Below are 1,786 nucleotides of genomic sequence, written 5' to 3'. Positions count from 1 at the left end.
CGCCGACAAGTGCGTTCTGGAAGATCCCCTTCCCGCTGTCGCTGCCCGGCGTCATCGCCGGCTGTCTGCTGGGGTTCATTCCGGCCGTCGGCGAGTTCGTCATTCCCGATCTGCTCGGCGGCTCGCAGACGCTGATGATCGGCAAGACGTTGTGGAACGAGTTCTTCGCCAATCGCGACTGGCCGGTATCGTCGGCCGTTGCCGTCATCCTGCTGTTGCTGCTGATCGTGCCGATCATGCTCTTCCAGCGGGCCCAGGCGCGCGCTCAGGAAATGGACAGGTGACCTCATGAACGCCACCTGGAGCCGCTTCAACATCACTTCGATCGTGCTTGGCTTTGCCTTTCTCTATCTGCCGATCGTGCTGCTCATCGTCTTCTCGTTCAACGAGTCGAAACTGGTTACGGTCTGGGGCGGTTTCTCGACCAAATGGTACGTCTCGCTGTTCCACAATCAGGGCCTCATGGACGCGACCTGGGTGACGGCGCGCGTTGGCCTGATCTCGGCCACGGTAGCGACCGTTCTCGGCACGCTGGCGGCACTCACCTTGACCCGCTACACGCGCTTCAAGGGCAGGGTGCTGTTCTCCGGCATGGTCTTTGCGCCGCTGGTCATGCCGGAAGTGATCACCGGCCTGTCGCTGCTGCTGCTCTTCGTCGCGGTCGGGCTCGACCGTGGCTTTCTCACCGTGACGCTCGCCCATATCACGCTGACCATGTGCTTCGTCGCCGTGGTCGTGCAGTCGCGGCTCATGACTTTCGACCGCTCGCTGGAAGAAGCCGCGATGGATCTTGGCGCAACGCCGGTGAAGACCTTCTTCCAGATCACATTGCCGGTCATCATGCCGGCGATCGTCTCCGGCTGGATGCTGGCTTTCACGCTTTCGCTCGACGATCTGGTCATCGCAAGCTTCACCTCCGGGCCGGGCGCGACGACGCTGCCGATGAAGATCTACAGCCAGGTTCGCCTCGGCGTGACGCCGGAAATCAACGCCGCCTGTACCATTTTGATCGCCGTCGTGGCGATGGGCGTCATCATCGCCTCGCTTGCCAACAAGCGGCGTGAGGTGCAGCGCCAGCTCGACGAGCAGGTGGCGCAGCGCGGGTGAAAGACAGAAGGCGCAGTGTCGCCTATTCCCCCGAAACGCCGCGGCTGATCGGGGAAATGAACGGCGTGCTCCAGGTTCCGCCGACGAAGAATGATGACTGGTTGGGACCTTGCTGGCCGTTGGCCTGCGTTGCCGCCTGGTCAGGCTGAATGACGCCGCCGGACAAGGCCAGTCCGCGCCCGGCGTAGGACGCGATGCCGGACAGCCAGATCTTGTACTTCGCTGAATTGGCCTCGGCCTTGTCGATCCGCGCCACGCCCTTCGAAATGGTGGCCTTGATCTCGGCACCGTCGATCGGCAATGTTCCGTCAGAGACATCGTCGAGCGCGAAGAAGCCGCCCTGTTCGGTATGTTTGAGGAAGGCCGGCAGGTTGAGCTTGCTCAACGCACCCGGCCCGAAGGTCGCCGAGACCGAGCCGTCGGCATTGTCGAAGATGGAATCCCAGGTTCTGCCCGGCCCCTTGAGGATCACCGAGACGGTGCCCGTGCCGACCGGCACCAGCCGCGTCATCCCTGCCGCCGTGCCGAATGCACCGCCGTCGATGTCGGACGCCAGAAGGCGGATTTCGACCTGTGAGCCTTCCGGCTTGCGATCGAAGCGAAGGCTGGTCTGGATGTTGCCGCCGAAGGCCGAGGCATCGGAGATGTCGAAGACGGACAGACCATCCTTGACCTGGGC

General features: G+C 63.1%; 2 protein-coding genes and 1 pseudogene. 2 read left to right on the top strand and 1 reads right to left on the bottom strand.

Going from position 1 to position 1,786, the window contains the following annotated elements; genetic code table 11:
* On the top strand, nt 1-284 hold a 284-nt coding region (locus EN939_RS32705), incomplete at its 5' end, for an ABC transporter permease subunit (protein ID WP_127271644.1).
* 4 nt (nt 285-288) lie between these two features.
* Nucleotides 289-1,107 carry an ABC transporter permease gene (locus EN939_RS32700; protein WP_127271643.1) on the top strand — a complete coding sequence of 273 codons (819 nt, stop codon included), beginning with the start codon at nt 289-291 and terminating at the stop codon, nt 1,105-1,107.
* 22 nt (nt 1,108-1,129) lie between these two features.
* On the opposite strand, the pseudogene EN939_RS32695 reads toward EN939_RS32700, so the two are convergent.
* Nucleotides 1,130-1,786: pseudogene (locus EN939_RS32695) on the bottom strand (AsmA-like C-terminal region-containing protein); the annotation flags it as partial.

This window comes from Mesorhizobium sp. M7A.F.Ca.CA.002.05.1.1 (genome assembly GCF_003998335.1).
Lineage (GTDB): Bacteria > Pseudomonadota > Alphaproteobacteria > Rhizobiales > Rhizobiaceae > Mesorhizobium.
Note: the sequence above shows the minus strand (reverse complement) of the source record. Positions and strands in the feature narration are given on the sequence as shown.